The organism is Micromonospora sp. NBC_00617 (assembly GCF_045161355.1).
GTDB lineage: Bacteria > Actinomycetota > Actinomycetes > Mycobacteriales > Micromonosporaceae > Micromonospora.
Map to the genome: position 1 here is coordinate 5,078,793 of NZ_CP107751.1, position 20,978 is coordinate 5,099,770.

Annotated in this window: 25 protein-coding genes; 15 read left to right on the forward strand and 10 right to left on the reverse strand. The window is 71.5% G+C overall.

Translation table 11 applies throughout. The features are described from left to right. Positions 1 to 71: 71 nt before the first annotated feature. On the reverse strand, positions 72 to 587 hold the full coding sequence (locus OG505_RS23275) for a MaoC family dehydratase (RefSeq protein WP_405427525.1): 516 nt from the start codon (positions 585 to 587) through the stop codon (positions 72 to 74). Between the two features lie 548 nt (positions 588 to 1,135). On the opposite strand from OG505_RS23275, the gene trxA reads away from it, so the two are divergent. The 3 genes from trxA to OG505_RS23290 all read left to right on the forward strand — a co-directional run bounded on the left by trxA (position 1,136) and on the right by OG505_RS23290 (position 3,063). After that, complete coding sequence (gene trxA, locus OG505_RS23280; RefSeq protein ID WP_030329190.1) at positions 1,136 to 1,498, forward strand: thioredoxin; 363 nt, start codon at positions 1,136 to 1,138, stop codon at positions 1,496 to 1,498. A gap of 156 nt (positions 1,499 to 1,654) precedes the next feature. Next, complete coding sequence (locus OG505_RS23285; protein WP_405427527.1) at positions 1,655 to 2,095, forward strand: hypothetical protein; 441 nt, start codon at positions 1,655 to 1,657, stop codon at positions 2,093 to 2,095. Continuing rightward, complete coding sequence (locus tag OG505_RS23290) at positions 2,092 to 3,063, forward strand: MFS transporter permease (RefSeq protein WP_405427529.1); 972 nt, start codon at positions 2,092 to 2,094, stop codon at positions 3,061 to 3,063. The genes OG505_RS23285 and OG505_RS23290 overlap by 4 nt, the downstream gene beginning before the upstream one ends. Here the strand turns inward: OG505_RS23290 and OG505_RS23295 are convergent. Then, positions 3,027 to 3,446: a thiol-disulfide oxidoreductase DCC family protein gene (locus tag OG505_RS23295; protein ID WP_405427531.1), complete on the reverse strand. Its 420-nt coding sequence runs from the start codon at positions 3,444 to 3,446 to the stop codon at positions 3,027 to 3,029. The two genes, OG505_RS23290 and OG505_RS23295, sit on opposite strands and share 37 nt — an antisense overlap. Positions 3,447 to 3,538: 92 nt before the next feature. Here OG505_RS23295 and OG505_RS23300 point away from each other — a divergent pair, with 92 nt between their 5' ends. Beyond that, positions 3,539 to 5,605, forward strand: coding sequence for an intein-containing Rv2578c family radical SAM protein (locus OG505_RS23300; RefSeq protein WP_405427533.1), 2,067 nt, complete (start codon positions 3,539 to 3,541; stop codon positions 5,603 to 5,605). A gap of 26 nt (positions 5,606 to 5,631) precedes the next feature. After that, complete coding sequence (locus OG505_RS23305; protein WP_405427534.1) at positions 5,632 to 6,039, forward strand: CoA-binding protein; 408 nt, start codon at positions 5,632 to 5,634, stop codon at positions 6,037 to 6,039. 141 nt (positions 6,040 to 6,180) lie between these two features. On the opposite strand, the gene OG505_RS23310 is transcribed toward OG505_RS23305, so the two are convergent. Then, positions 6,181 to 6,567, reverse strand: a complete 387-nt coding sequence (locus OG505_RS23310; protein WP_405427536.1) for a hypothetical protein — start codon at positions 6,565 to 6,567, stop codon at positions 6,181 to 6,183. Between the two features lie 202 nt (positions 6,568 to 6,769). Here OG505_RS23310 and OG505_RS23315 point away from each other — a divergent pair, with 202 nt between their 5' ends. After that, positions 6,770 to 7,510, forward strand: a complete 741-nt coding sequence (locus OG505_RS23315; RefSeq protein ID WP_405427538.1) for a hypothetical protein — start codon at positions 6,770 to 6,772, stop codon at positions 7,508 to 7,510. On the opposite strand, the gene OG505_RS23320 is transcribed toward OG505_RS23315, so the two are convergent. After that, complete coding sequence (locus OG505_RS23320; protein WP_354855922.1) at positions 7,491 to 8,687, reverse strand: acyl-CoA dehydrogenase family protein; 1,197 nt, start codon at positions 8,685 to 8,687, stop codon at positions 7,491 to 7,493. The two genes, OG505_RS23315 and OG505_RS23320, sit on opposite strands and share 20 nt — an antisense overlap. Positions 8,688 to 8,863: 176 nt before the next feature. On the opposite strand from OG505_RS23320, the gene OG505_RS23325 reads away from it, so the two are divergent. After that, the gene (locus OG505_RS23325; RefSeq protein WP_405427540.1) at positions 8,864 to 9,400 is read left to right on the forward strand and encodes a DUF4190 domain-containing protein; all 537 of its coding nucleotides are present in this window, start codon (positions 8,864 to 8,866) and stop codon (positions 9,398 to 9,400) included. A 13-nt stretch (positions 9,401 to 9,413) separates the two neighbouring features. On the opposite strand, the gene OG505_RS23330 is transcribed toward OG505_RS23325, so the two are convergent. After that, on the reverse strand, positions 9,414 to 10,319 hold the full coding sequence (locus OG505_RS23330; RefSeq protein ID WP_405427542.1) for an SDR family NAD(P)-dependent oxidoreductase: 906 nt from the start codon (positions 10,317 to 10,319) through the stop codon (positions 9,414 to 9,416). A 117-nt stretch (positions 10,320 to 10,436) separates the two neighbouring features. On the opposite strand from OG505_RS23330, the gene OG505_RS23335 reads away from it, so the two are divergent. Further along, complete coding sequence (locus tag OG505_RS23335) at positions 10,437 to 10,925, forward strand: DUF4190 domain-containing protein (RefSeq protein ID WP_405427544.1); 489 nt, start codon at positions 10,437 to 10,439, stop codon at positions 10,923 to 10,925. A gap of 76 nt (positions 10,926 to 11,001) precedes the next feature. Here the strand turns inward: OG505_RS23335 and OG505_RS23340 are convergent, their stop codons facing one another. Next, positions 11,002 to 11,958, reverse strand: a complete 957-nt coding sequence (locus OG505_RS23340; protein WP_405427546.1) for an HpcH/HpaI aldolase/citrate lyase family protein — start codon at positions 11,956 to 11,958, stop codon at positions 11,002 to 11,004. 125 nt (positions 11,959 to 12,083) lie between these two features. Between OG505_RS23340 and OG505_RS23345 the strand changes: the two genes are divergently transcribed. The 3 genes from OG505_RS23345 to OG505_RS23355 all read left to right on the forward strand — a co-directional run bounded on the left by OG505_RS23345 (position 12,084) and on the right by OG505_RS23355 (position 14,015). Next, the gene (locus tag OG505_RS23345) at positions 12,084 to 12,908 is read left to right on the forward strand and encodes an SDR family NAD(P)-dependent oxidoreductase (protein WP_405434660.1); all 825 of its coding nucleotides are present in this window, start codon (positions 12,084 to 12,086) and stop codon (positions 12,906 to 12,908) included. Between the two features lie 10 nt (positions 12,909 to 12,918). After that, positions 12,919 to 13,194, forward strand: a complete 276-nt coding sequence (locus OG505_RS23350) for a hypothetical protein (RefSeq protein ID WP_405427548.1) — start codon at positions 12,919 to 12,921, stop codon at positions 13,192 to 13,194. A gap of 176 nt (positions 13,195 to 13,370) precedes the next feature. After that, a complete protein-coding gene (locus tag OG505_RS23355) occupies positions 13,371 to 14,015 on the forward strand; it encodes a hypothetical protein (RefSeq protein ID WP_405427550.1) in 645 nt (214 codons plus the stop codon). Positions 14,016 to 14,023: 8 nt separating this feature from the next. Here OG505_RS23355 and OG505_RS23360 read toward each other — a convergent pair whose 3' ends face one another. After that, positions 14,024 to 14,983, reverse strand: coding sequence for a DMT family transporter (locus OG505_RS23360; RefSeq protein WP_405427552.1), 960 nt, complete (start codon positions 14,981 to 14,983; stop codon positions 14,024 to 14,026). Between the two features lie 106 nt (positions 14,984 to 15,089). Here OG505_RS23360 and OG505_RS23365 point away from each other — a divergent pair, with 106 nt between their 5' ends. Next, on the forward strand, positions 15,090 to 15,815 hold the full coding sequence (locus OG505_RS23365) for an HAD family hydrolase (RefSeq protein ID WP_405427553.1): 726 nt from the start codon (positions 15,090 to 15,092) through the stop codon (positions 15,813 to 15,815). A gap of 16 nt (positions 15,816 to 15,831) precedes the next feature. Here the strand turns inward: OG505_RS23365 and OG505_RS23370 are convergent, their stop codons facing one another. Then, a complete protein-coding gene (locus tag OG505_RS23370) occupies positions 15,832 to 16,362 on the reverse strand; it encodes a hypothetical protein (protein WP_405427555.1) in 531 nt (176 codons plus the stop codon). Between the two features lie 12 nt (positions 16,363 to 16,374). Next, the gene (locus OG505_RS23375) at positions 16,375 to 17,250 is read right to left on the reverse strand and encodes a PhzF family phenazine biosynthesis protein (RefSeq protein WP_405427557.1); all 876 of its coding nucleotides are present in this window, start codon (positions 17,248 to 17,250) and stop codon (positions 16,375 to 16,377) included. A 33-nt stretch (positions 17,251 to 17,283) separates the two neighbouring features. On the opposite strand from OG505_RS23375, the gene OG505_RS23380 reads away from it, so the two are divergent. The 3 genes from OG505_RS23380 (at position 17,284) to OG505_RS23390 (ending at position 20,425) form a co-directional block, all read left to right on the forward strand. Further along, the gene (locus tag OG505_RS23380; RefSeq protein ID WP_405427559.1) at positions 17,284 to 18,570 is read left to right on the forward strand and encodes a magnesium transporter MgtE N-terminal domain-containing protein; all 1,287 of its coding nucleotides are present in this window, start codon (positions 17,284 to 17,286) and stop codon (positions 18,568 to 18,570) included. Beyond that, positions 18,563 to 19,189 (forward strand): DUF1003 domain-containing protein, encoded by a 627-nt coding sequence (locus tag OG505_RS23385; protein WP_405427561.1) that lies wholly within the window; start codon positions 18,563 to 18,565, stop codon positions 19,187 to 19,189. Before OG505_RS23380 ends, OG505_RS23385 begins: the two co-directional genes overlap by 8 nt. Before the next feature lie 87 nt (positions 19,190 to 19,276). After that, positions 19,277 to 20,425 carry an Mrp/NBP35 family ATP-binding protein gene (locus OG505_RS23390; RefSeq protein ID WP_234584335.1) on the forward strand — a complete coding sequence of 383 codons (1,149 nt, stop codon included), beginning with the start codon at positions 19,277 to 19,279 and terminating at the stop codon, positions 20,423 to 20,425. Between the two features lie 70 nt (positions 20,426 to 20,495). Here the strand turns inward: OG505_RS23390 and OG505_RS23395 are convergent, their stop codons facing one another. After that, positions 20,496 to 20,918 (reverse strand): preprotein translocase subunit TatB, encoded by a 423-nt coding sequence (locus tag OG505_RS23395; protein ID WP_405427563.1) that lies wholly within the window; start codon positions 20,916 to 20,918, stop codon positions 20,496 to 20,498. Positions 20,919 to 20,978 lie beyond the last annotated feature (60 nt).

Sequence of the window (20,978 nt, forward strand, 5' to 3'; positions counted from 1 at the left end):
GGCAGAACCTGCTGTGGGAGGAAGGCCCGTACCAGGGCGGGCGGCGACTCCTGTTCAGCGCCGCCCGGAGGTCAGCGCGGGTTCGGGAAGCTGGGCCGCTCCGGGTCCACTCCCTCGGCGACGGCGTTGGCCGCGTACTCCCGCTTGGGGACCATGACCTTGCGGCGGAACACGCAGACCATGGTGCCGTCCTGGTTGTAACCGCGGGTCTGGACGGACACGACGCCCCGGTCCGGCTTGGAGCCGGACTCGCGCTTGTCCAGCACCGTCGTCTCGCCGTAGATGGTGTCGCCGTGGAAGGTGGGCGCCACGTGCCGCAGCGACTCGACTTCCAGGTTGGCGATGGCCTTGCCGCTGACGTCCGGCACCGACATGCCGAGCAGCAGCGAGTAGATGTAGTTGCCGACCACCACGTTGCGCTTGAACTGGCTGGCCGTCGCGGCGTAGTGCGCGTCCATGTGCAGTGGGTGGTGGTTCATGGTGAGCAGGCAGAAGAGGTGGTCGTCGTACTCGGTGACGGTCTTGCCCGGCCAGTGCCGGTAGACCGCGCCGACCTCGAACTCCTCGTAGTAGCGGCCGAACTGCATCCTGGTCCCCTTCGACGGGCGGCGATGGAGTTCGGCACAGCATGCCTTACCGGTGGTTAAGGCGACGGTCGGGGCGCGGCCCCGGCGGAAATGTCACACCGGTCACCCACCCGAGGGGAGACGCAATGAGCGGCGGGGCCCTCCCCGGCACCCGCCGCCCACGCTCTGATGCGAGGAATTCTGCCCTACGGCGACGTAGGTCCAACAGAGATCGAGGTCACATTTATCTTTTTGTAACACTACTCTCCGTGACGAAGGGCGGGTTGATCAGCGATCTCCGCAGGCCGGATACCTCCTCGTCAGGGCTCAAGTTACCGATTCGTAGCCCTCGATCGGGTTGATCTCCTTGGAATCGCTCCCATCACCGCAGGTCACGCAAGTGCGTCATGCACTTGCGTTCCGCAGGACGGGATTAACTGACGCAGTTCGATGACCGCCGAGGGCCCCGGGCGGCCCTGCGCACGTTTCGTGCTGAACGGCCCGGGAATTCGATACGGTCAGCCCTGGTTTTACGGGACGCAGACAAACCGCGGTGAACGGAGAGTGCAATGGCAACCGTTGAGCTGACCTCGGCGAACTTCGACGAGGTGACCGGCAACGACGGCATCGTCCTGGTCGACTTCTGGGCCGACTGGTGTGGTCCGTGCAAGCGGTTCGCCCCGGTCTACGAGCGCTCCTCGGAGAAGCACCAGAACATCGTCTTCGGCAAGGTCGACACCGAGGCCCAGCAGGAGCTGGGTGCGAAGTTCGACATCCGGTCGATCCCGACGATCATGGCGATCCGCGACGGCGTCATCGTCTTCGCCCAGCCGGGCGCGCTTCCCGAGTCGGCGCTGGAGAACCTGATCGAGCAGGTCGAGGCGCTGGACATGGACGACGTCCGCAAGCAGCTGGCCGAGCACAACCACTGAGCCGTCCCCGCGACGGCACGACGAAGGGCCGGGCCCGATTCGGGTCCGGCCCTTCGTCGTACCCGGGCACACGTGCATGATCACCGACCTGGGCACGCGGAACTGACCGTCGGAGGGACCCGACACGGCCGGTACATCCCGTATCGTCACGACCTGATGGAGACCCTCACCACCCGCGGGCGCGCGACCCGGCTGGGCGCGACCGCTCTCGGCCTCGTCCTACTGCTGCTCGGCACCTTCTGGGGCAGCGACGACGACTTCCCGTTCGGCCCGTTCCGGATGTACGCCACCTCCAACCCGCCGAACGCCCCCGCCCCGGACACCCGGGTGGAGGGCGTGAACAGCACCGGGGCCGTGGTCGACCTCGACCAGGGCGCCACGGGCATCCGCCGCGCCGAGATCGAGGGCCAGCAGGACCGGTACGCCGCCGACCCGACGCTGCTCGCCGAGGTGGCAGACGCGTACGCCGAACGCCACCCGGCCGCCCCGGCGCTGGTCGAGGTCCGCATCGTCATCCGCTGGCACGGCATCCGTGCCGGCCGACCCACCGGGCAGCACACCGACGAGACCGTGGTCCGCTGGCAGGTCTCCCGATGAGCGGCTGGCTGACCGAGGCGGTGCCGCGCGGCCGGATCGCCGCCTTCCGCACCCTGATCTACCTGTTCGTCGCCGCCGACCTGGTGGTCTTCACCCCATGGGTACGCACCAGGGCCAGCGTGCCCGGCGAGCTGTACCAGCCCCTGCTGATCGGCCGGCTGCTCCGGCTGCCGACGCCGACGCCGACGCTGGTGGCGGTGATCTTCTGGGCGTTGCTGCTGCTGGCCCTGCTCGCCGCGACCGGCCGGGCGCCCCGGCTGCTGGGCTGGTCGGTCTGCGCGCTCTACCTCGAGTGGATGATCATCGCGATGAGCTACGGGAAGGTCGACCACGACCGGTTCGGGCTCCTCGTCGCACTGGCCGTGCTGCCCACCGCCGGCCGGGCCCGCCACGGCGACACCACCCGCACCGAGGCCGGCGGCTGGGCGCTGCGGGTCACCCAGATCGCGGTGATCTGCACGTACTTCCTGGCGGCCTGGGCCAAGCTGCGCTTCGGCGACCTGGACTGGCTGACCGGCTCGGTGCTGGCGCGGGCCATCATCCGACGTGGCACCGACCTGGCGGACCTCATCGCCCAGGTGCCGTACCTGCTGATCGTCGCCCAGTTCGGCATCGTGGCCTTCGAACTGTTCAGCCCCGTGGTGTTCCTGCTACCGGCCCGCTGGCGACTGGCCATGGTCGGCTTCTTCTACTCGTTCCACGTGGTGACCATCGCGACCATCACGATCTCGTTCGCGCCGCACCTCGCCGCGATGACGAGCTTCCTACCGCTGGAGCGGGTCCGCCCGCTGGTCTGGGCCCGTCGGCTGACCGGCCGCGAGACCTCCGGCGCACCGAAGGACGAGCCGGAGCCGGCCCTACCGAACGCCGACGCCGAGCCACCCGACCAGGCCCCGGTGGACGCCGGCACGGAGCCGGCGCGGCGCGGGGATCAGGCCCCGGCGCTCGGACGGCCGGCCGGCCCGTAGAGCCGCTCCCGGGCCTCCTGCGGCAGGGAGCACGCCGCCGTGCCACCCGGGAGCCGGTGCCGGTTTCGCGCCACCCAGCGGTACGCGGGCCAGGCCACGGCGCGCGCCGGGGGGAACCGCAGCCCCGCTCCGGCGACCCGCCAGAGCGGACCGCTCGCGGCGAGCAGCTTCGCGATGGCGTCCGGCCCAGCGGCGCGTGAGCCGTCCGCGCCGACCCACTGCACGGCCTCCTCACCCTGGGCCACCGTGAGGCCGAGCGCGTCCAGATCGGCGAACTGCCAGGGCACCACCCGGGCGGCGGTGGGGATGCGGCGTTCGATGAACTCCGCGCACGTCGTGCAGAACGCGCAGTCCCCGTCGTACACGAAGGTCGACCTCTCCATGGTGTCCATCCTCCCCCGCGCGACCGCCGGGTGGGCTCCGGTGTCCGGCGGGTCACTTGCGCGGACCTCGTACACATGTTCGAGTAGTGCCCATGCGCTGGGACAACCTCACCGCTCCCCCGGCTGAGGGAGACCCCGAGCGGGCAGCGCCAGCGACGCCACCCCTGCCGCTGGCGCTGCCCGGCGCCATCGTGCGCACCTTCGACACCCCCGAGTTCGCCGGGATGACCTTCCACGAGGTGCAGGCCAAATCCATCCTCAACCGGGTGCCCGGCGAGTCCCGCGTGCCCTTCGAGTGGACCATCAACCCGTACCGGGGCTGCTCTCACGCGTGTGTGTACTGCGTCTCGGGCGACACCCCGATTCTTATGGCGGACGGACGCACGAAACCGATCAGCGAGCTCGAGTCGGGCGACCGCATCTACGGGACCGAGCGACGCGGCGCCTACCGCCGATACGTCGTCACCACCGTTCTCGACAAATGGTCCACCGTGAAACCGGTTTACCGTGTCATCCTGGAGGACGGCACGACACTCCTCGCCAGCGCGGACCACCGCTTCCTGACGGAGCGAGGCTGGAAACACGTCACCGGCGGCATGTTCGGCGCCGATCAACGGCCCTACCTCACCACCAACAATCGCCTGATCGGCACTGGGGCGTTCGAGACAACTCCCAAAGCCTCCCACGACTACCGACGCGGCTATCTCTGCGGCATGGTGCGCGGCGACGGAACCATAGGCACCTATGCCACAGGCAGGAGCTGGAGTCACCGGTTCCGCTTGGCGCTCGCGGACAGCGAGGCCCTCGATCGTACCGAGCGGTATCTGAAGGAAGAGGGCGTCGGCACAAGCCGCACCTCCTTTGGCCAGGCCAGGCCCGACCGGCGGCCGATGGAGGCAATCCGGGCCTCGGGAAAGCAGAAGGTCGATGCAATCAGGGAGATCGTCCAATGGCCGCAGCATTCGACTCCTGACTGGCAACGAGGGTTTCTTGCTGGCATCTTCGATGCCGAAGGCAGTTGCAGCCAGGGCATCCTGAGAATCGCCAACTGCGACGATCAGGTCCTCAGCCACACGACGGAAGCACTGCGCGCCTTTGGATTCGCGACCGTCCTCGAGGACCGGAGGCGGACGAACCGCCTGCGCTATGTACGGCTGACCGGCGGTCTCCCGGCGCGGTTGCGCTTCTTCCACCTGACCGACCCGGCCATCACTCGCAAGCGTTCGATCGAGGGTGTCGCGCTGAAATGCCAGGCGTCACTCCGCGTCGTCGACATTCACGCGCTCGGGCTGGAGTTGCCGCTCTGGGACATCACCACTGGCACCGGCGACTTCATCGCCGACGGCGTCGTGAGCCACAATTGCTTCGCCAGAAACACCCACACCTACCTTGACCTCGATGCCGGTGCGGACTTCGACCGGCAGGTGATCGTCAAGGTCAACGCCGGTGAGCTGGTGCGGCGGGAGCTGGCCGCGCCGAAATGGCGAGGGGCGCACGTGGCCATGGGCACCAACGTGGACTGCTACCAGCGGGCCGAGGGGCGTTACCGGCTGATGCCGCAGATCATCGCGGCGCTGCGCGACTTTGCCAACCCGTTCTCGATCCTGACCAAGGGCACGCTGATCCTGCGAGACCTGCCGCTGCTGCGCCAAGCCGCCGAGGTGACCAGGGTCGGCATCTCCTACTCGGTGGGCTTCGTCGACGAGCAGCTCTGGCGTGGCGTCGAGCCCGGCACGCCGCATCCGAGCCGCCGCCTGGACGCGGTCCGCCGGCTCACCGACGCCGGCTTCGAGGTCGGGGTGCTGATGGCGCCGATCCTGCCCGGGCTGAGCGACGGCGACGAGTCGATCGACGCCACCGTGTCGGCGATCGCGGCCGCCGGGGCGACCAGCGTGACCCCACTGGCGCTGCACCTGCGCCCGGGCGCCCGGGAGTGGTACGCGCAGTGGCTCGCTCGGGAGCATCCGCACCTCGCGCCCCGCTACCGCGAGCTCTACCGGGCCGGCGCGTACGCCCCGCAGGCGTACCAGCGGGAGCTGACCGCCCGGGTGCGGATCGCCGCCCGCCGCCACGGGCTGCACCGGGGCGAGCTGGGTGACAACCGTCGGCTGCCCGAGCCGCCCCCACCGCCGGCCGCCGAGCAGCTGACCCTGCTCTAGACGGCAGGCGGCGCTACAGTCGGCGGGTGCGTACCGCTCAGCAGATCCTCGCCGACTCCGCAGTCATCGCCGTCGTGGGCGCGTCGCGCGACCCGCGCAAGGCCGCGCACGGCGTGCCGTTGCAGATGCAGCGGTACGGCTGGCGGATCATCCCGGTCACCCCGACCGTCGACGAACTCTTCGGCGAGCGGGCGTACCCGACGCTGGCCGACATCCCACACCCGGTGGATCTGGTGGACGTGTTCCGGCCGGCGGCCGACGCCGTGCAGGTGGTCCGGGACGCGGCGGCGATCGGCGCTCCGGCCGTCTGGCTGCAACTGGGCATCGTCTCGGCGGAGGCGCGACGGATCGCCGAGGAGGCCGGCATGGACTACGTCGAGGACCACTGCCTCATCGTCGAGCGCGCCGCCGCCGGCCTGACCCGGCTCGGCTGAACCCGCGTCGGTCCGACAGGCTCGGCCCTTCGAACCGGCCGACGGCCGGACGGACCGGAAGCCGCCGACGGGCCGGTGGCTGCGCTTCGGCTATTTCCGGGTGCCGGCCGGGCACCACGTGAGCTGGCGTTGGCACGAACGTCAGGCTGGCCGCATGAAGTCCGGCGACCGCACCCCCGTGAAGGCGTTCCAGTCCCGGCAGTACCGCTGCGCTCGTGGGCCCAGCTCGTGCCACACCCGACGAAGGTCGAAGCCCCGATCCGCCGCGGCCATCATGGATTCGAGGAATCCGGTCGCCACGGCGTCCCTCTCGGACTGGTCGCCATCGGCCAGAACCGCGTCCAGGATTCCGAAGAAGGCCACACGTTCACTCGCGGGCATGTCGTCCACGTGCTCGGTGAGCGCTCCGGCGAGGTGTGACAGGCGAAGCAGCAGAGGCGGATCTTCCGCGTCGCCCTCGTCGGCGTCGGCGGCGGACGGGTTCGAGGTCCACCGCCGGACCTCGGCCGCGTCCTTTGCCGCCAGCACGCGACTCGTCGCCAGGAGTGGCCGCCACCACGGGGGAAGAGCCTTCACTTCCCCGCCACCGCGGTGCGAAATCGAGCGCTGGAGACGATCGCGGCCACGTTACCCCCGTAGTCGGTAGCAGTCGTTCAGGAGCCGTTGACCGACCCTAGGCGGCGCGCGTCCATCCCCGATACGGGTTTCCCGGTGGTCGTACGCTGCGGGCATGTTCATCCCGCGACGCGGCCGCGTGCCGGCGCTGGGCGACGGGCTCTGGCCGCGCCGGCTCCTGGCTCTGACGGCCGGGTTGGTGGTGACCGCCGGGGTCGCCGGTGGGCTGCTTCAGTTTCCTCGGATCAACCCGTCCACCGCCATCCTGGCGCTCTGGTCGGCGATCGGCCTGCGGGGGCTGACCGGGCGGTGGTGGCCACGGCGGACGGGGCATCTGCGCTGGCGGGAGCGCGTCTGCGGCCGGGACGCTGTCGAACCGGGCCTGGTGGCACGCCGGTCGCTCGCCGGGTGGGTCGACCTGGCAGCCGGTGCGACCACGCTGATCGCGACCGGCGGGTGGCTGATCGCCAACCTGCCCCCGCACGGCCGGTGGGTCGACCTGACGCGGCCGGTGCTCGCCGTCGGCGTCGCGGCCTGGCTCGGTCGGGGGGTCTACGAAGAGGCGCGCTTCACCGGACGGCTGGCGCTGACCGCCAGCGCGATCCGGCACGGCCGCCAGATCGTGGACTGGACGAACATCGACCGGGTCAGCCCGCACCGGCGCGACGGCCGGTTGAACGGGGTGCGGCTGCGGCCGGCGGTCTGGCAGTCGCTGCGGCCGGCGCCGGTGGTCGGCGGCCGGGACACGGCGGTGCCGGAGGACCGGCTGATCGCCGCGTTAGAGGACTACCGGTTCCGACCGCGGGAGCTGGCCATCGAACCGGACCAGGGGCAGCTCAGAGCTTGTACTCCTTGAGCAGGCCGCGGGAGATGATGGTCTTCTGGATCTCCGAGGTGCCCTCGCCGATGAGCAGGAACGGGGCCTCGCGCATCAGCCGCTCGATCTCGTACTCCTTGGAGTAGCCGTAGCCGCCGTGGATGCGGAACGCCTCCTGGACGACCTCCGCGCAGTACTCCGAGGCGAGCAGCTTGGCCATCCCGGCCTCGACGTCGTTGCGCTGGCCGGCGTCCTTGAGGCGGGCGGCGTTGACCATGAGGGCGTGCGCGGCCTCGATCTTCGTGCCCATCTCGGCGAGCTTGAACGCGATCGCCTGGTGCCGGGCGAGCGGCTGGCCGAAGGTCTTGCGTTGCTGGGCGTACGCGACGGCCAGCTCGAAGGCGCGGATGGAGATGCCGCAGGCGCGGGCGGCCACGTTGACGCGGCCGACCTCGATGCCGTCCATCATCTGGTAGAAGCCGCGGCCCACCTTGTCGGCGCCGCCGAGGATGGCCGAGTCGGGCACGGTCACCCCGTCGAGCACCATCTCGGTGGTCTCGACGCCCTTGTAACCCATTTTTTCGATCTTGCCGGGGATGGTGAGGCCGGGGGCGGTCTCGCCGAAGCCCGGCTCCTTCTCCAGCAGGAAGGTGCTCATGTTGCCGTACACCGACTCGGCGCCGGTGTCGGTCTTGACCAGGGTGGCCACCACCGAGGAGTACGCCCCGTTGGTCAGCCACATCTTCTGCCCGTTGAGCACGTAGCTGTCGCCGTCGCGAACGGCCCGGGACTTGATCGCCGAGACGTCGGAGCCGGTTTCGGGCTCGGACATGGAGAACGCGCCGCGCACCTCGCCGGTGGCCATCTTCGGCAGGAGGCGGGCCTTCTGCTCGGCGGAGCCGTGCTGGGAGATCAGGTACGCGACGATGAAGTGGGTGTTGACGATGCCGGAGATCGACATCCAGCCCCGGGACAACTGCTCCACCACGAGGGCGTACGTGAGCAGCGACTCGCCGAGCCCGCCGTACTCCTCGTCGATGGTGAGGCCGAACAGCCCCATCTCGCGCATCCCGTCGAGGATGTCGGTGGGGTACTCGTCGGCGTGCTCCAGCCGCTGGGCGTGCGGGATGATCTCCTTGTCGGCGAACTCCCGGACGGTCTCCAGGATCGATCGCTGCACATCGGTCAGGCCGGGCGTCTGGGCGAGTCGGGCCATCTCAGCCTCCGGGGATCAGCGCACTACTCATGGGTAACTGAACGCTCGGTCAGTATCGGCCTCCCGGTCGGCAAGGCCAAGGTGACCAGTCCACACAACCGCTGTGAAAAGGTTCACCGCTGCGGGTACCGTCCGGCAAGAAGGACTTTTCCGGCACCGGCAGGAGGAGGACAGCCGTGAGCTACCCGCCACCGTCGGGCCCCCCGGGGGACGAGCCGCCGCCGTCACCCTACGAGCCACCCCGGGACCAGTCGCCGTACGCGCCACCGCCGGCCGGCCAGTCGCCGTACCCGCCGCCGCCGGACCAGTCGTCGTTCGGGTCGCCGGAACGTTCGCCGTACGAGCCCCCCGCCGACGAGCCGTCACCGTACGAGCAGCAGAAGCCGCACCAGCCGGCGCACTGGGGGCAGCAGCCGCCGTACCCGCCGCAGGGCCCCTACGGCCAGTACGGCCCGCCGCCGTCCGGCCCGGTTCGGGGCACCAACGTGCTGGCGATCCTGTCGCTGGTGTTCGCCTTCGTGTTCCCGCCGGCCGGCGCCGTCCTCGGCCACGTGGCCAAGCGACAGATCCGGACCAGCGGCGAGGACGGCGACCAGCTCGCCACCTGGGGGCTGATCCTCGGCTACGCCTTCACCGCGCTGACCCTGCTGGCCTGCTGCGGCTGGCTGGCGCTGGTCATCTTCAGCAACACCGGCCGCAGCGGCGGCTACTGACCCGCCAGGCCGATCAGCGAAAGCGCGCCTCCCGGACGCTGTTGCCGCCGTCCACCACCAGCATCTGGCCGGTGATGTACGAGGCGGCCGGCGAGCAGAGGAAGCTGATGGCCGCGGCGACCTCGTCCGGGGTGCCCGGTCGACCGACCGGCGTGCCCAGGCCCTGCTTGATCTCGGCCATCGTGGACGCCGCCGTGTAGATGGTGCCCGGCGCGACCGCGTTCACGGTCACCCCGTCGGCGATCATCTCCATGGCCAGCGCTCGGGTCAGCCCGACGACACCGGCCTTCGCGGCGGCGTACGCGGCCTCGGTGGGCAGGGCGTTGACCGGCCCGGCGGTGGCCGCCAGGTTGACGATCCGCCCCCAGCCCCGCTCGGCCATCCCGCCGATGAACGCGCGACTGCACAAAAACGCGGTGGACAGGTTGCGGTCGATCTCGCCGCGCCACTCGTCGTAGGTCAGCTGCGCGACGGGACGCAGCACCCCCTGACTGGCCCGGCTCGCCAGGCCCGCGTTGTTGACCAGCACCTCGACGTCACCCAACTGCTCGGCCACCGCGTCCGCCAGCGCGCCGACCTCGGACTCGTCGGTCAGGTCCGCGACGAAACCGGTCGCCCCCAGCTCACCGGCCCGCTCGTGGATGCGCCGGGTGGTGCTGACGATGGCCACCCGCGCCCCCAGGTCGGCGAGCCGCCGGGCGGTGGCGTAGCCGATGCCGTCCGGGCTGCCGGCCCCGGTCACCAGGGCGACCCGACCGTCGAGCCGCATGGTCACCGGCTCCGCGAGTGCGACCGGTTCGTCGGGGCCGGGTGCGCCGGCCGGCGTGGCCGCCCGACCGCGGCGGCCCGCACCCGGGCGGCTCACGTCCCGTCGCGGTCGGCTGCCGGAACGGTCCGCGGCGCGCGCATCTATTGCCATGCCAGGGATCCTGCCCGTTACGACCGGCCCGAGCAACGCGGCACCCGGGAGCGGGGGCATCGGGTTTCAGCACCCCTGGCTACTCTGACGGCGCACCCGAGCCGACGGAGAGTTCGCATGACCAATCCCCCACCCGCCGACGGTTGGACCGACCCCACCTGGTCGGCTCAACCGTCGAGCCCGCCGCCGGACCCGACCCTGGTGGCCGGCCAGCCGATACCGACCCAACCCGGCCCCGCAAACCCGTACGCGCCGGTCGACCCGTACGCGGGTGGGCAACTGCCGCCGGGGGCGTACGCGCCACCCGGCTACCCGCCGCACCCCGGTTACGGCTACCCGCCACCGCCGAAGACCAACGGGCTGGCCATCGCGGCGCTCGTGCTGGCCCTGGCCGGCCTGACCACCTGCGGCATCACCGCGCCGATCGGGGCGATTCTCGGCCATGTGGCGCAGAAGCAGATCCGGGTCAGCGGCGAGGGCGGCGAGGGAATGGCGAAGGCCGGCATCATCGTCGGCTGGATCGTCACCGCGCTGATGGTGCTGGGGATCGCGTTCTACGTCGCCGCGATCGTCTTCGCGATCACCACGGACGCCAGCAGCTACTGATTCGGTCGGCGGATCCGCGTACCGCCGGCTGGTGGGCCGGGTCGGCAGCCGGCGGCGACCGACCCGGCCCGAGGCGTCACTGGGCCGGCGGGGTGAACGACGAGGTACGGCTCATCCCGGCGGCGCGGCCCTTGGCGGCGATCACCAACGCCATCTTGCGGGACGCTTCGTCGATCATCTCGTCGCCGAGCATCACCGCGCCGAGCTTGCCCCCGGCCTCCGAGGTGTAGTGCTCGTACGCGTCGAGGATCAGCTCGGCGTGGTCGTAGTCGGCCTGGGCCGGCTGGTAGACCTCGTTGGCGGCGTCGATCTGGCCCGGGTGCAGCACCCACTTGCCGTCGAAGCCCAGCGCCGCCGAGCGCTTGGCCACCTCGCGGAACGCGTCGACGTCGCGGATCTGCAGGAAGGGGCCGTCGATCGCCTGCTTGTCGTGCATCCGCGCGGCCATCAGGATCCGCATCAGGATGTAGTGGTACGGGTCGCCCGGGTAGTCCGGGATCAGGCCGCCGACCACCAGCGACCTCATGTTGATCGACGCCATGAAGTCCGCCGGGCCGAAGATGATGGTCTCCACGCGCGGCGAGGCGGCCGCGATGGCGTCAACGTTGACCAGACCCGCGGCGTTCTCGATCTGCGCCTCGATGCCGATCCGGCCGACCTCGAGGCCGATCGTCTTCTCGATCTGGGTGAGCGTCAGGTCCAGCCACTGCACCTGGGCGGCGTTCTGCACCTTCGGCAGCATGATGCAGTCCAGGTTCGCGCCGGCGCCCTCGACCACCTCGATGACGTCCCGGTAGGTCCACGGCGTCGTCAGGTCGTTGACCCGGACCACCCGGGTCTTGCCGGCCCAGTCGCCATCGTTGAGGGCGGCCACGATGTTCTTGCGCGCATCCGGCTTGGCCAGCGGGGCCACGGCGTCCTCCAGATCGAGGAAGACCTGGTCGGCGGGGAGACCCTGCGCCTTGCCGAGCATCTTGACGCTGGAACCCGGCACGGCCAGGCAGGACCGGCGGGGACGACCGACTGCGGCCATGAATGCGCTCCTTCCAGCGACCGGCGGGCACGCCGACGCCACGTGACTCCGAAGAAAACTTAACGATCCCAAAGGGCGTGGTGACGTCACGGTAACCTCGCGCCATGACCGGGGTGAATGGACCTGTGGAAGATCTCACTGGGCGTCGGCTGGTGGTGGTGACCGGAGCCAGCTCCGGCATCGGGTTGGCCGCCGCGGTGAGCCTCGCGTGCCGCGGAGACCAGGTGGTGCTGGTCGGGCGGGATCCGGCCCGTCTGCAGGCCGCGGCGGAACGGGTACGGGAGACTTCGGGCGCGCGGCCCGAGCTGTTCCGGGCCGACTTCGCGGTGCTCGACGACGTACGCGGACTCGCCGAGCGGCTGCGCGCCGCGTACGACCGGATCGACGTGCTGGCCAACAACGCCGGGGCCATCGCGCTCCAACCGCTCACCACCGTCGACGGCTTCGAGCTGTCGATCCAGGCCAACCACCTGGCCCCCTTCCTGCTGACCAACCTGCTCGCCGACCGGGTGGGCCGGATAGTGGTGACCGCCTCGGGCGCACACCGCTTCGGCGGGCTCGACCCGGCCGACCTCAACAAGCCGCTGCGCCGTTACCGGTCGATGGGCGCGTACGGCACCAGCAAGCAGGCCAACATCCTGTTCGCCGCCGAGGCGGCCCGCCGCTGGCCGCACATCCCCACGCACAGCTTCCACCCCGGCGTGGTGCGTACGCGGTTCGCCAACGACAGCAGGCTGGTCGCGTTCGGCATGCGGATCCTGCCGTTCCGCAGCCCGGAGAAGGGCGCCGAGACGCTGGTGTGGCTGGCCAACCAGGACCGCGCCCGGCTGGTCGACGGGGGCTACTACGCCGGCCGTCAGCTGCGTCGGCCGTACCGGAAGGCCACCGATCCGCAGCTCGCCGCCCGGCTCTGGGCGGCAAGCATGAAGGCCGTCGGCATCGATGGCTAGCATGGCCGCCATGCTGACTCTTGTCGCGATCGTCGAGTATCGCGTGGGCGCCGAGGCCGCCGGGCAACGCTACGAGGACACGGTGCTGGCCCTGCTCGGGCGGCACGGTGGCCGGCTGGAACGACGGCTGCGCGGCACCGACGGACGGACCGAGGTACACGTGATCACCTTCGACGACCGGGCCGGCTACGAGTCGTTCCTCGTCGACCCCGAGCGGGCCGCGCTGCGCACCGCCCTCGGCGAGGCCGCCCCGAACACCCGGGTCATCGAAGTCCACGAAGTCTGACCGCCGACCGGCCCGCCGACGCCGCGCGCGGGCACGACGCCGCGCGCGGGTGGGCGTGGCGCAGCCAGCTGGGTGCCGCGCGGAGGCAGAGGGCTGCCTCTTTCCCCACTTCATCACGTGGTGGTGGGCGAGAACAAGACTTGATCTTGGACTGTTCGAGGGGTCAGGGTCGAGGCATGGAATTCGATGCGACAGCTACCGCCCGGCACGCCCTCTGGATCGGTGGTGGACAGTGGGCCGGCAAGTCCACCGTCGCCGTGAACCTGACCCTGCGACACGGACTGACCACGTACCTCTACGACCGACACGACGCCCGCGGCCACGACGACCGGCGGGTCGCCGATCGGGTCCGACGCGGCGAACCGCCCGCCGGGCCCGACCCGGACGTCGCCTGGGTCCGTACCGACCCGGCCCGGATGGCCGCCGAGACGCTGGCGAGTTTCCCCCGCCGCTTCGACTGGGTCCTGGACGACCTGAGCGCCCTCGTCCCCGGCCGTCGGGTGGTGGCCGAGGGATGGGGACTGCGCCCCGAACTGGTGGCACCGGTCGTCGAATCGGTACGGCAGTTGGTGGTGCTGGTGCCCACCGCCGAGTTCCGTGCCCGCCAGATCGCCCGACTGCCGCGGGCGCGCGCGGTCCCCGCCGGGGTCAGCGACCCGGAACGGGCGCTGCGCAACCGGTGGGCGCGCGACGAACTGGTGGCGGCGGACGCAGCGGCGCAGGCGAAACGGCTGGGCGTACGGGTGATCCGGGTCGACGGCACGCTCGGCGGCGAGGAGCTGACCGACGTGGTGCAGGAGCACTTCGCGCCGTACCTGTGACAGGACGGTCAGCTCTCCAGCGGGGCGGCGTCGGCCGGGAGCGGGGTGGGCGGCGTGGCCCGGCGGCCCGCGCGGGCACCGCCCACCACCACCACGACGACCCCGGCCAGCAGCACCGCCATGCCCAGCAGCGCGTACGGGCGGGGCACCTGGTGCAGCCAGGCCCAACCGAGCACTGCCGCGCCGGGGGCCTCCAGCAGGATCAGCACGCTCACCGTGGTCGCGGGGATCTTCTGCAGGGCGTAGTTGAACATCGAGTGCCCGAGCAGTTGGGCACCCGCCACCAGGGCCAGGATCGCCAGCCAGGTCCGCTCGTCGAAGCCGGTCATCCTGACCCCGCCGACCAGGCAGACCGCCAGCAGGATCGACGCGCAGATGCCGTAGCAGATGGTCGTGTAGGTGGTGGTGCTGATGCTGGCGCGGGCCCGTTCACCGAAGGCGGTGTAGACGGCGGCGAACATGCCGCCGGTCACCGCCAGCAGGTCACCGACGACGGCTCGGCCGGAGATGCCCACATCCGCCCCGGTGGCGATCACCGCGCCGCCGACGGCCACCGCGATGCCGACCCACATCACCGTGGGCAGCCGCCGCCCCTGGGCGCGGGCGATCAGCCCCTGCCAGACCGGCTGGGTGGCACCCAGCGCGGTGGCCGCGGCGACCGAGGTGAGCTGGGCGCTCGGCACCCAGGTCGCGAAGTGCCCGGCCAGCGCGACCCCGGAGAGTACGCAGAACAGCCCCTCCCGCCGGCCGGCCCGCCCCGCCAACGCGCGGAACTCGGCGCGGCGCCGGGCCAGCGAGAACGGGCTCAGCACGGCCACCGCGAGCAGGTTGCGCCAGAAGGCGATGGCCAGCGCGGGAGCGGCGGCGTACGCGATCAGCGGCGCGGACGACGACACGGCGACCACGGCCAGCCCGACCGCGCCGGTGGTCAGCGGATCCAGGGTCGGCCGATGTGGAGGTGGGGGCACGGGACGTAATCCTCACACGTATGACGGTCGGCACCGAGGGTCATTACTCCGTTACGATCACGCGGTTCCGCGCCGGCGAACCTCGACCGCCCGGAGGCGTTCCCCCATGCCCGACTACCAGGCGGTGCTGTTCGACTTCTTCGGCACGCTGACCCGTTCGGTTCAGCGCGGTGCTGCGCACCTCGGCACCGCGGAGCTGCTCGGCTGCCCCACCGAGACACTGACCGAGGTGCTGAATCGCACCTACTACGAGCGGGCCAGCGGCCGGCTCGGCAACGCGGAGGCGACCCTGCGTTGGGTGTGCGCCCAGGCCGGCGTACACCCCAGTGACCGTGCGCTGCGGGCGGCGGTGGCGTCCCGGCACCGCGCGATCCGCGCGGACACCCGGCTGCGGGCCGACGCGGTGCCCGTGCTGGCGGCGCTGCGGCAGCGCGGCCTGCGCACCGGCGTGGTCAGCGACTGTACGCACGAGCTGCCGGCCTTCCTGCCGCAGCTCGCGATCGCGCCCCTGCTCGACGTGCGGGTCTTCTCCGTGCAGGTCGGACGCTGCAAGCCGGACGCGGCGCTCTACCTGACCGCGTGCCGTCGGCTCGCGCTCGCGCCGCACGAGTGCCTGTACGTCGGCGACGGCGGCAGCCAGGAGCTGACCGGTGCCGAACGGGCCGGGATGACCGCCGTCCGGCTGGCCGCGCCCGACCTGGCCGAGCACATGGTGTTCAACGCGGACCGGGAGTGGCGCGGCCGCACGCTCGGCGCCCTGCGCGAGGTGCTCGACCTCGTAGGCACCGCCGCCGGTGTCGCTGCCGTCGGTGCGGGCGGTCCGGCGGCCTGACCGAGCCGGCCCGCGGTCAGCGGCGGCGGACCCGGTGCAGGCGGAACGGCTTGCGGGTGGCGCGGACCGCGGGACTCTCCCGGGGCTGCTCGGCCTGCGCGTCGGACGGCAGCCCGGCGCCGGTCAGCGGCTCGCCGGCCGGGACGAGTCGGGTCACCGCGCAACCCTCGGCGGCCCAGCGGGCCACCAGGTCGGCGGTCGGGCCGGGCGCGTTCAGGCGCTTGGCCGCGACCAGCGGCGCGGTGGTGTCCCACTGGTCGGTGCCCGGTGCCAGTCGGGTCACCCGGGCCGGCCAGGTGACGATCCGTCCTCCGTGGTCGCCGCGCAGCGTGACCTGCGCCTCGGTCGCGTCGGCCAGCCCGGGCGCGGCCTGTTCGCCCGGCCCGCTCACCACGTACAGCGCACCCTCCAGCGGCGCGCACCAGAGCGCGAGCGCCGGGCCACCGGACACGCTGACCCAGGCCACCGCGGCCTTCTTCATCGCCTCGTCGACCAGCGGCGTGCCACCGGAGGCATCCTCGTCCGTCACACCCGCATTCTCCCGCATCGGCACCGTTACTCAGCCCACGAACGGCGGCACGGCGATCTCACCCCGGGCCACCGGCATCACCTGACCGGCGACGGTCGCGCCGACGGCCACACCGTTCGCCGCGGTCACCGTGCAGGCGAGCGCGGATGGGCGGTTCATCTCGATGCCCTGGCGCACCGCGTAGTGCGCCAGGCCCTCGCCCGGCAGCAGACCGGTCGCCACCAGCCAGACTCCGAGCCCGAGCGCCGCCGAGCCGGTCGCCGGGTCCTCCGCAACGCCGAGCCCCGGCACGAAGACCCGGGCGTGCGCGGTTTGCGTGCCGGCGTCCCAGGAGAAGACGCTGACGTGCGCCACCCCGTACCGTTCCGCTGCCGCCGTGTTCACCCGCGCCCTGGCCACCGCATCCGCACGGACCGGCAGGTAGGGAAACTCCAGCCCGCAGCCGGCCACCCGAGGGGCGGGCCCGGCCTGGTCATGGTCGTCCGCGACCAGCCCGGCGATCTCCAGCAACGGCTCCGGGTCCAGCTCGGGACCGAGGGTGGGGCTGCCTCCGGTGAGCGTCGCCCCGATCGCGGTCACCTCGATCGGCAGCACACCCGCGCCGCACTCCTGAGTGACCTGCCCCACACCGAACATTCCGCGCCGACTCGCGGTGACCGCCGCGCCGACACTCGGGTGCCCGGCGAACGGCAACTCCTCGGCCGGCGTGAAGATGCGGGCCCGGTAGGTGGCCCCCACCTGGGTCGGGGGCAGCACGAACACCGTCTCGGAGAGATTGAACTCCAGGGCGAGGGCCTGCATCTGCTCGGTGGCCAACGCCTCCGCGCCGAACACCACGGCCAGCGGGTTGCCGGCGAACGGACGGTCGGTGAAGACGTCAACGATCTCGTAGGCCAAGGTCGACATGTTGATAAACATTAGGCGCTTAGGCTGGTGCCCGTGAGCACGCCGACCCGGATCTACATCGCCCGTCTCGCCGGAGTCGCCGTCTTCGATCCGAACGGCGACCAGGTGGGGCGGGTCCGTGACGCCGTGGCACGGCTGCGGGCGACCAAGCGTCCGCCGGAGGTGGTGGGTCTGGTCGCCGAGATGCCGATGCGCCGACGGATCTTCCTGTCCATCAACCGCATCACCTCGATCGACGCGGACGCGGTGGTCCTCGGCTCCGGCACCCTCAACCTGCGGCGCTTCGAGAAGCGCCCGAACGAGCTGCTGGTGCTCCAGGAACTGCTGGACCGGCGCGTACAGCTCGAACCGGGCGGCCAGCCCGGCGCGGTGGTGGACGTCGCGATGGAGTGCACGCGCGGCGGCGAATGGTCGCTCAGCCGGGTCGCGGTCCGCGAGCAGACCGGCCGCCTCACCCGCCGCGGCCACCTGCACCAGGTCGAATGGGATCGGGTACGCGGGCTCAGCGGCATCGCCGACAACCGGGGTACGGCGAACCTGCTCGCCGTCCTGGAGGACATGCGCCCGGCCGACCTGGCCAACGCGCTGCAGGACCTGCCCGACGCACGGCGCAACGAGGTCGCTGCCGCGTTGGACGACGAGCGGCTGGCCGACGTGCTCAGCGAGCTGCCGGAGCGCGACCAGGTGGAGATTCTCGCCGCCCTCGACCGGGAACGGGCCGCCGTCGTCCTGGAGGAGATGGACCCGGACGACGCCGCGGACCTGCTCAACGAACTGCCGCCACCGGAGCAGGACGTGCTGCTGGACCTGATGGAGCCGGACGAGGCCGACCCGGTGCGTCAGCTCCTCAAGTACACGGCCGGCACGGCGGGCAGTGTGATGACCTCGGAGCCGGTCATCCTGCCGCCGGACGCCACCGTCGCCGAGGCGCTGGCGCGGATCCGGGAGCCGCAGCTCTCCCCCGCCATCGCCGCACAGGTCTTCGTGACCCGGGCACCGCAGAACACACCGACGGGCCGCTACCTGGGCATGGTGCACTTCCAGGCGCTGCTGCGCGAACCACCGGCGGATCTGCTGGGCAAGGTGGTGGTCAACGACATCGACCCGCTGCGCCCGACCACTTCGCTGCCGGAGATCACCCGCCGGATGGCCACCTACGACCTGGTCGCCATGCCGGTGATCGACCGGAGCAACCGGCTGGTCGGCGCCGTGACGGTCGACGACGTGCTGGACCACTCGCTGCCTCGGGACTGGCGCGACCGCGACGCCCTGGCCGCCTCGGGCGCCACCGACGAAGGGCTGGATGGCGCCGATGGCTGACCAGCGGCGGGCGGAACGGCTCGACCAGCCCCGCGAGCCCCGGGGCATCAAGCTGCCCCGGTTCGACGCGGAGGCGTTCGGCCGGTGGTCGGAGGGCATCGCCCGGGGCATGGGCACCGCGAACTTCATCGTCGTCATGACGGTGGTGATCGCGATCTGGTTCGGCTGGAACACGCTCGCCCCGGCCGAGCTGCGCTTCGACCCGTACACCTTCACGTTCCTGACCCTGGTGTTGTCGTTGCAGGCCAGCTACGCCGCGCCGCTGATCCTGCTGGCCCAGAACCGGCAGGCCGACCGGGACCGGTTGGCGCTGGAGGAGGACCGGCGACGGGCCACCGCCCAGAAGGCGGACACCGAGTACCTGGCACGGGAGATCGCGGCGCTGCGGATCGCGCTCGGCGAGGTGGCCACCCGCGACTTCCTCCGTTCCGAGCTGACCCGGCTGGCCGAGGAGCTGGACGAGGCGGGGCAGCGCCGGCAACGCCTGGAGCGCCGGCAGCAGGAGAAGGACAGCCAGCAGGAGCGGCGCGCGCAGCGGGCGACGGACGGCCTGGGTCTGGACGAGCCGCGCGACGACCTGGACGGGGACTTCGCCCGCGACGCCCGGCCCGACCGCTGATCAGCGGGTCGGGTTCGCTCATCGTTTGGCTCACACCACCGTCGGCCAGCGGTCGAATCGGATGCCTCGCGACGTAGCATTGCGGGCATGTCAGCACCCGTGAGCACCGTCGAGGACGCGATCCAGGCCGCCCTGGCCACCGTCAACGACCCGGAGATCCGCCGGCCCATCACCGAGCTGGGCATGGTCCGCTCCGCCACGATCGGCGCCGACGGCGTCGTACGCGTCGAGCTGCTGCTCACCGTCGCCGGCTGCCCGCTCAAGGACAAGCTGCGCACGGACATCACCGCTGCCGTCGCGGCGGTGCCCAGCGTGACCGGCGTGGAGATCGACTTCGGTGTGATGAGCCCCGAGCAGCGGCAGTCGCTGCAGTCGCAACTGCGCGGCGGTGGCGCCAGCGAGGAGCCGGTCATCCCGTTCGCCCAGCCCGGCTCGCGCACCCGGGTGTACGCGGTGGCCAGCGGCAAGGGTGGTGTCGGCAAGTCCAGCGTGACGGTCAACCTGGCGGCGGCGCTCGCCGCCCGTGGGCTCTCCGTGGGCGTGGTCGACGCGGACATCTACGGCCACTCGGTGCCCCGGATGCTCGGCGCGGACGGCCGACCGACCCGCGTCGAAGACATGATCATGCCGCCGCAGTCGCACGGCGTGAAGGTCATCTCGATCGGCATGTTCACCTCGGGCAACGCGGCCGTGGTGTGGCGTGGCCCGATGCTGCACCGGGCGTTGCAGCAGTTCCTGGCCGACGTCTACTGGGGCGACCTGGACGTGCTCCTGCTCGACCTGCCCCCGGGCACCGGCGACGTGGCCATCTCGCTGGCCCAGTTGCTGCCCAACTCGGAGATCCTGATCGTGACCACCCCGCAGACCGCCGCCGCCGAGGTGGCGGAGCGGGCGGGTGCGATCGCCCTGCAGACCCACCAGCGGGTGGTTGGCGTCATCGAGAACATGTCCTGGCTGGAGCTGCCGGACGGCTCCCGGATGGAGGTCTTCGGCGCCGGCGGTGGCACGGCTGTCGCCGAGTCGCTGAGCCGGACCATCGGCGCCCAGGTGCCGCTGCTCGGTCAGATCCCGCTGGACACCCGGGTCCGCGAGGCCGGCGACGCCGGCAACCCGATCGTGCTGGCCGAGCCGGAGTCCCCGGCCGCGCAGGCGCTCGGCACGATCGCCGACCGGCTCGCGCTGCGCCGCGAGTCGCTGCTCGGCAAGCCGCTCGGCCTCAAGCCGGCCGGGCGCTGACCCCCGGATCGACGACGCCCCGCCGGCCCACTCGGGCCTGCGGGGCGCTTTCGTCTCTGTGCCGTACCGGTCAGGTGGCGTCGTCGTAGCTGGGCCGGGGAGCCGGTGCCGGCGAGGCGCCGGTGGCCGTGCCGGGCCGGGAACCGTTCGACCGCGGGTCCACGGCGTTGGCCACGTCCTTCAGTTCGTTGTGCACGCCGCTGACGTCCGCGCGCAGGTTGTCGTAGACGCCCTGCATCGGCTTGCGGATCGCCGCCTCGTCCTCCTCGCTGAGGAGGTGCTTGCGGATGAAGGCCTTCGGGTGCAGATCCTCAAGCTGGATGTCGGTGCCCAGCTCGCGACTGAGGTCGCCGGTGGCGTTGCGGGCCATGTTGCGCAGATTGCGCACCATCCGCAGGCCGTCGTTGATCACGGCGGGCAGCCGGTCACCGAAGATCAACAGCGCCAGGAGCAGCAGCGCCCCGACTTCCCACATGTTCAGGTTCTCGAACATCCCGCGGGCCTCCTCTCGGCGTCAGCAACAAGACTACGCACGTCGGACGGCTTTCGGGCA

Bases quoted from the DNA above. Each gene is read 5' to 3' on its own strand.
- OG505_RS23275 (WP_405427525.1), bottom strand. From the start codon at position 587: ATGCAGTTCGGCCGCTACTACGAGGAGTTCGAGGTCGGCGCGGTCTAC.
- trxA (WP_030329190.1), top strand. From the start codon at position 1,136: ATGGCAACCGTTGAGCTGACCTCGGCGAACTTCGACGAGGTGACCGGC.
- OG505_RS23285 (WP_405427527.1), top strand. From the start codon at position 1,655: ATGGAGACCCTCACCACCCGCGGGCGCGCGACCCGGCTGGGCGCGACC.
- OG505_RS23290 (WP_405427529.1), top strand. From the start codon at position 2,092: ATGAGCGGCTGGCTGACCGAGGCGGTGCCGCGCGGCCGGATCGCCGCC.
- OG505_RS23295 (WP_405427531.1), bottom strand. From the start codon at position 3,446: ATGGAGAGGTCGACCTTCGTGTACGACGGGGACTGCGCGTTCTGCACG.
- OG505_RS23300 (WP_405427533.1), top strand. From the start codon at position 3,539: ATGCGCTGGGACAACCTCACCGCTCCCCCGGCTGAGGGAGACCCCGAG.
- OG505_RS23315 (WP_405427538.1), top strand. From the start codon at position 6,770: ATGTTCATCCCGCGACGCGGCCGCGTGCCGGCGCTGGGCGACGGGCTC.
- OG505_RS23320 (WP_354855922.1), bottom strand. From the start codon at position 8,687: ATGGCCCGACTCGCCCAGACGCCCGGCCTGACCGATGTGCAGCGATCG.
- OG505_RS23330 (WP_405427542.1), bottom strand. From the start codon at position 10,319: ATGGCAATAGATGCGCGCGCCGCGGACCGTTCCGGCAGCCGACCGCGA.
- OG505_RS23335 (WP_405427544.1), top strand. From the start codon at position 10,437: ATGACCAATCCCCCACCCGCCGACGGTTGGACCGACCCCACCTGGTCG.
- OG505_RS23340 (WP_405427546.1), bottom strand. From the start codon at position 11,958: ATGGCCGCAGTCGGTCGTCCCCGCCGGTCCTGCCTGGCCGTGCCGGGT.
- OG505_RS23350 (WP_405427548.1), top strand. From the start codon at position 12,919: ATGCTGACTCTTGTCGCGATCGTCGAGTATCGCGTGGGCGCCGAGGCC.
- OG505_RS23355 (WP_405427550.1), top strand. From the start codon at position 13,371: ATGGAATTCGATGCGACAGCTACCGCCCGGCACGCCCTCTGGATCGGT.
- OG505_RS23365 (WP_405427553.1), top strand. From the start codon at position 15,090: ATGCCCGACTACCAGGCGGTGCTGTTCGACTTCTTCGGCACGCTGACC.
- OG505_RS23370 (WP_405427555.1), bottom strand. From the start codon at position 16,362: ATGCGGGAGAATGCGGGTGTGACGGACGAGGATGCCTCCGGTGGCACG.
- OG505_RS23375 (WP_405427557.1), bottom strand. From the start codon at position 17,250: ATGTCGACCTTGGCCTACGAGATCGTTGACGTCTTCACCGACCGTCCG.
- OG505_RS23385 (WP_405427561.1), top strand. From the start codon at position 18,563: ATGGCTGACCAGCGGCGGGCGGAACGGCTCGACCAGCCCCGCGAGCCC.
- OG505_RS23390 (WP_234584335.1), top strand. From the start codon at position 19,277: ATGTCAGCACCCGTGAGCACCGTCGAGGACGCGATCCAGGCCGCCCTG.
- OG505_RS23395 (WP_405427563.1), bottom strand. From the start codon at position 20,918: ATGTTCGAGAACCTGAACATGTGGGAAGTCGGGGCGCTGCTGCTCCTG.